Annotated in this window: 6 protein-coding genes; 2 read left to right on the forward strand and 4 right to left on the reverse strand. The window is 69.7% G+C overall.

The window, feature by feature from the left end:
- Nucleotides 1-145 precede the first annotated feature (145 nt).
- The 3 genes from G6021_RS05545 to G6021_RS05555 all read right to left on the reverse strand — a co-directional run bounded on the left by G6021_RS05545 (nt 146) and on the right by G6021_RS05555 (nt 1,398).
- A complete protein-coding gene (locus G6021_RS05545; RefSeq protein WP_182639948.1) occupies nt 146-361 on the reverse strand; it encodes a heavy metal-associated domain-containing protein in 216 nt (71 codons plus the stop codon).
- Nucleotides 362-414: 53 nt separating this feature from the next.
- Nucleotides 415-702: a metal-sensitive transcriptional regulator gene (locus G6021_RS05550; protein WP_095718749.1), complete on the reverse strand. Its 288-nt coding sequence runs from the start codon at nt 700-702 to the stop codon at nt 415-417.
- A gap of 72 nt (nt 703-774) precedes the next feature.
- Nucleotides 775-1,398 (reverse strand): response regulator transcription factor, encoded by a 624-nt coding sequence (locus tag G6021_RS05555; protein WP_182640819.1) that lies wholly within the window; start codon nt 1,396-1,398, stop codon nt 775-777.
- Between the two features lie 152 nt (nt 1,399-1,550).
- Here G6021_RS05555 and G6021_RS05560 point away from each other — a divergent pair, with 152 nt between their 5' ends.
- Nucleotides 1,551-1,826, forward strand: coding sequence for a WhiB family transcriptional regulator (locus tag G6021_RS05560; RefSeq protein WP_241730769.1), 276 nt, complete (start codon nt 1,551-1,553; stop codon nt 1,824-1,826).
- A gap of 22 nt (nt 1,827-1,848) precedes the next feature.
- Here G6021_RS05560 and G6021_RS05565 read toward each other — a convergent pair whose 3' ends face one another.
- Nucleotides 1,849-2,466, reverse strand: coding sequence for an O-methyltransferase (locus tag G6021_RS05565; protein ID WP_206682194.1), 618 nt, complete (start codon nt 2,464-2,466; stop codon nt 1,849-1,851).
- Between the two features lie 186 nt (nt 2,467-2,652).
- Here G6021_RS05565 and G6021_RS05570 point away from each other — a divergent pair, with 186 nt between their 5' ends.
- Nucleotides 2,653-3,999 carry a lipase family protein gene (locus G6021_RS05570; RefSeq protein WP_347238921.1) on the forward strand — a complete coding sequence of 449 codons (1,347 nt, stop codon included), beginning with the start codon at nt 2,653-2,655 and terminating at the stop codon, nt 3,997-3,999.
- Nucleotides 4,000-4,323 lie beyond the last annotated feature (324 nt).

Here is a 4,323-nt window from a genome sequence, read left to right on the forward strand (position 1 = left end):
GTCGAGCTTGTTGAGCTTGCGCTCGATCCGGTTGGCGCACGAGGCGCAGGTCATTCCCTCGATCTGGAGGTCGACGAAAGTCGTCGCCGGCTCACCGGTGAGGCTGCCGGCAGTGCTGGTGTCGGTGCGGCTCATCGTGGCCACCTCATTCCGCGGCGTCGAGTGTGTACCCGGCCTCGTCCACGGCGGCGCGGACGAGGGCGGGGTCGACGGGATCGGGGGCGACGACGACGAGGCGGCCCGACTCCAGGTCGACCTCCACATCGGTGACGCCGGGGATCTCCGAGACCTCCTCCTTCACGGAGGCGACGCAGTGGCCGCAGGTCATTCCGGAGACGGTGAAGGTGGCGGTGTCGGACATGGGGTTCTCCTCTGATGGTTGCAGACGGGTGGAGGGCGGCTCGGTGGAGCGGACTACGACTTGACCAGGCGCGCGATGGCCGCATTGGCCTCGGCGAGCTTGGCCTGCGCCTCCGGGCCACCGTGCTCGATCGCGCCGGCCACGCAGTGGCCCAGGTGCTCCTCGAGCAGGTTGAGCGAGAGCGACTGCAGCGCCCGGGTCATGGCGGAGACCTGCGTGAGGATGTCGATGCAGTACTTGTCCTCCTCGACCATCTTCTGCAGACCGCGGGCCTGACCCTCGATGCGGCGCAGCCGCTTGAGGTGGTCGTCCTTGTTCGGGGTGTATCCGTGCTCGGCCATGCGAGATACGGTACCCCCCTAGGGTACCTATTTCAAGGCGCGCGACGCCCCGAACCCCGGGACGCCCGCGGCTCAGGCCTGGCGGTCGGGCTTCAGGCCGTGTTCGATACCCCAGGCCACCGCCTGGGCACGCGTGGTCACACCCATTTTCCGGTAGGCAGCACGGATGTAGGTCTTGACCGTGTTCGCCGACAGGTAGCACCGGTCGGCGATGTCATGATTCGACATACCCTGCACGATCAGGCCCACCATCTCGGCTTCGCGGGCGGAGAGGCCGGCCTCCTTGGCGGGCCAGTCGTTGGCCCCCGTGGCGGACAACCCCGGCCCCACCATCGTCACGATGCGACCCGCCGCGATCTCCTCAATCCCCCGGACCAGATCCGGAGCGGACAGGGACTTGGAGAGGAAACCGTTCGCCCCCAACGCCAGACTGTCCTCGACAGCAGCGCGGTCAGCGGCGAAGGAGTAGACCGCGACCGCAGCGATCGACGGGTCCTGACATAGCGCAGCCAGGCGGGCGTGCTTCCCCACCGGTGCGGCGAACGTGTCGTACAGGGCCACGTCCACCGGAGCCGCCCCCTTGGAGACCGTGCGCTTCTCCACGACCTCGATGCGGTCGGCGTACTCCGAGAGTATGGCGTTCACCCCGGCTACGACGACGAGGTAGTCGTTGATCACAGTCACCCTGACCGGCATGGACAGACCTTAGCAACGAACCCTCGGATGCCCCGATACGGCGATCACACCCCTGGGGGTGTAGTCCGCCCGCTTTCATACAACGGATGATGGGACGTTGTTCCGCGCACGGTCTTTCGACTCGTCGCCGACCCGGGAAGTGGGATGATCATTTGGCTGAGGCCGCCTCGACCGCAGTGGACGATCGATGGGCATGGGCTGACCGCGGCAACTGCGTCGGCCACCAGGACCTGTTCTACAACGACGACCACGACCTCAAGGGCACGAGGCGGAAGAACGAGGAACTCGCCAAGCAGCTCTGCCGGCAGTGCCCGGTGCTCGACCAGTGCCGTCGGTACGCCATCGAGGAGCGGGAGCTCTACGGCGTCTGGGGCGGCATGACCGAGCTGGAACGACACAAGGCGGCGGGCCGGTTGCGCACCGGCTGACCTGCGGCCCGCAACGCCGACTTCAGCGGACGCGAGCCACCGCGAAGCCATCCCAGCCCTTGGCGCCCACCGTCTGCAGGGCGGTCGCGTCCAGTCGCGGATGACCGCCGAGCAGCGTCAGCACCTCGCGGCTGCCGAGCACCCCGGGATCGTCGGAGCCCGCGTCCGCGACCGCGCCGTGGCGCACGACGTTGTCCACTACGATCACGCTGCCCGGGCGGGTCAACTGCAACGCGAGCTCGACGTAGCCCGGATTGCCGGGCTTGTCGGCGTCGATGGACACCATGTCGAACGGCTCGGTACCCGTGTCGATCAGCGCCCGCGCCGACTCCGAGGCCGGGCCCACGAGTACCTCCACGCGATCGGCCACCCCGGCCCGTCTGAAGTTTGCGCGCGCCACCTCGGCATGCCGCGGGTCGATCTCCAAAGTGACCACCTCGCCGTCGTCCCCCAGGGCGCGGGCGACGCTGGCCGCGCTGTACCCGCCGAGAGTCCCGAACTCCAGGACGCGGCGCGCGCCGATCATCCGGCAGAGCAGCGCGAGGAACCGCGCCTGGGCGGCGGAGACCTCGATCGGGGGCAGGTCCGCCGCCGCGGTGGCCTCACGCACATCCCGCAACACCTGGTCCTCGAGCCCCATCGCCTCGTCGAGGAATGCGTCGACCTCCGCCCATCCGGGCTCATGGTCAGTGGTGTCGGGCGTGGCGGGCGGGTGCTCGGTCATGGCTACGACGGTAGCTCCGGGAGGGTGCCCGACCCACGCGAGAGGGCGGCGACTTAGACTCCGCTCATCAGTGATTCACGACACATTAAGTCCGGGGGGACCGTGTTACTTCGTCGAACCGCGCTGCGCGCTGCCGCACTCGCCACCGCTCTGGCGACCACCATCGGGGGCGGGGCCGCGCTCGCCCCGGTCGCCGCAGCCCAGGGCTCGTCCAACGACCCTGCTCCCGCGTTCTATCAACCGCCCGCCCAGCTGCCCGCAGGCGCGGGAGCACTCGTCAAGACCGAGTCGTTCCCACTCGCCGGCGCCATCCCACCGATCCCCGGGGCGGAGTTCGTCTCGGACGGCGCGGGCCCGATCTCGACCGATGCCCAGCGCATCATGTACACCTCCGCGGGGTCGAGAAACCAGCCAATCGCCGTGACGGGGACGTACCTCCAGCCCCGCGCGCCGTGGACCGGCCCGGGGACGCGGCCGCTCGCAGTGCTCGCACCGGGCACCCAGGGTCAGGCCGACCACTGCGCGCCGTCGAAGACCTTCCAGAACCTGGCCACCGTCCGCACGGACCCGCCCGGTGTGGGCTTCGGCTACGAGATCATCCAGGCCTACGCGTTGCTGGCCCGCGGCTACGCGGTCGCGATGACCGACTACGAGGGGCTGGGCACGCCCGGCATCCACCCGTACGTCCACCGCGAGTCCTCGGCCCGTGCCGTGTTGGACATCGCCCGTGCCGCGCCGCGGATCCCTGGTGCGGACATCGGACCCTCGCCGCGCACCGTGTTCTCCGGGTACTCGCAGGGCGGCGGCGCTGTGGCCGCAGCCGCCGAACTGCATCCGCGGTACGCGGCCGAGGTGAACCTCGTCGGCACCGCCGCCGGATCGCCGCCCGCCGACCTCCTGGCCACTCTCGAGAGGGCAGACGGGTCGGCGATCGCCGGCGTGATCGGGTACTCGCTCAACAGTCTGGTCGACGCCTACCCGGAGATGGACCCGCTCCTCGACGCCTATCTCAACGACCACGGCCGGGCGATGCTCGCCGCCACCTCCGACCAGTGCATCGGCGAGACCGCCATCCAGTTCTTCCAGCAGCGCACCAACAACTTCACGCGGTCCGGCCAGTCCGCCGGGGAGATCGCCGGGCAGGATCCGGCCATCATGGACTACCTGGAGCGCCAACGCATCGGCCGCCTGTCGCCCACCACGCCGGTGCGGATCCTGTCCCCCGTGAACGACGACGTGGTGCCCGGTCACCAGTCACAGCGACTCGGCCGCGACTGGTGCGCGCAGGGTGCGGCCGTCGAGATGGTGATCGACCACACCCCGCCGGTGGCCACCGGGCTGGTCATCAATCACGCGGTGCCGATGCTCTCCGGCCTCGGAGGGACGGTGCAGTACCTGGCCGACCGGATCGACGGCCTGCCGGCCCCGGTCAACTGCGGGACGTACTGAGTCGACGACCCCCGCGCGTCGCGACGAGCGTTCCGCTGCATCGAAAAGAGCGTTCCGAACACATCCGCCGAGTAGCAGGTGTTCGGAACGCTCTTTTCGATGGGGAGCGCCTGCCGATGGGGAGCGCCGGGAAGGCGCGGGGGAACGCCGGGGCACAAGGGGCAGGTGCGGGCCTCGGACCCCAGTCTCGCAAGTAGATTGCGCAAGCAGCTTGTAGAATCGCCCGGGTGACCGACCAGACCCACCCTGCGGCCAGCCCAGACCCCACCGACCCGGCCGCGCTCGCCGCCGACCTGCGCGAGGCGCTGCGCCCGCTGTGGCGGC

Origin of the sequence: Dietzia sp. CW19, assembly GCF_014145265.1 — a bacterium.
GTDB classification, from domain to species: domain Bacteria; phylum Actinomycetota; class Actinomycetes; order Mycobacteriales; family Mycobacteriaceae; genus Dietzia; species Dietzia natronolimnaea.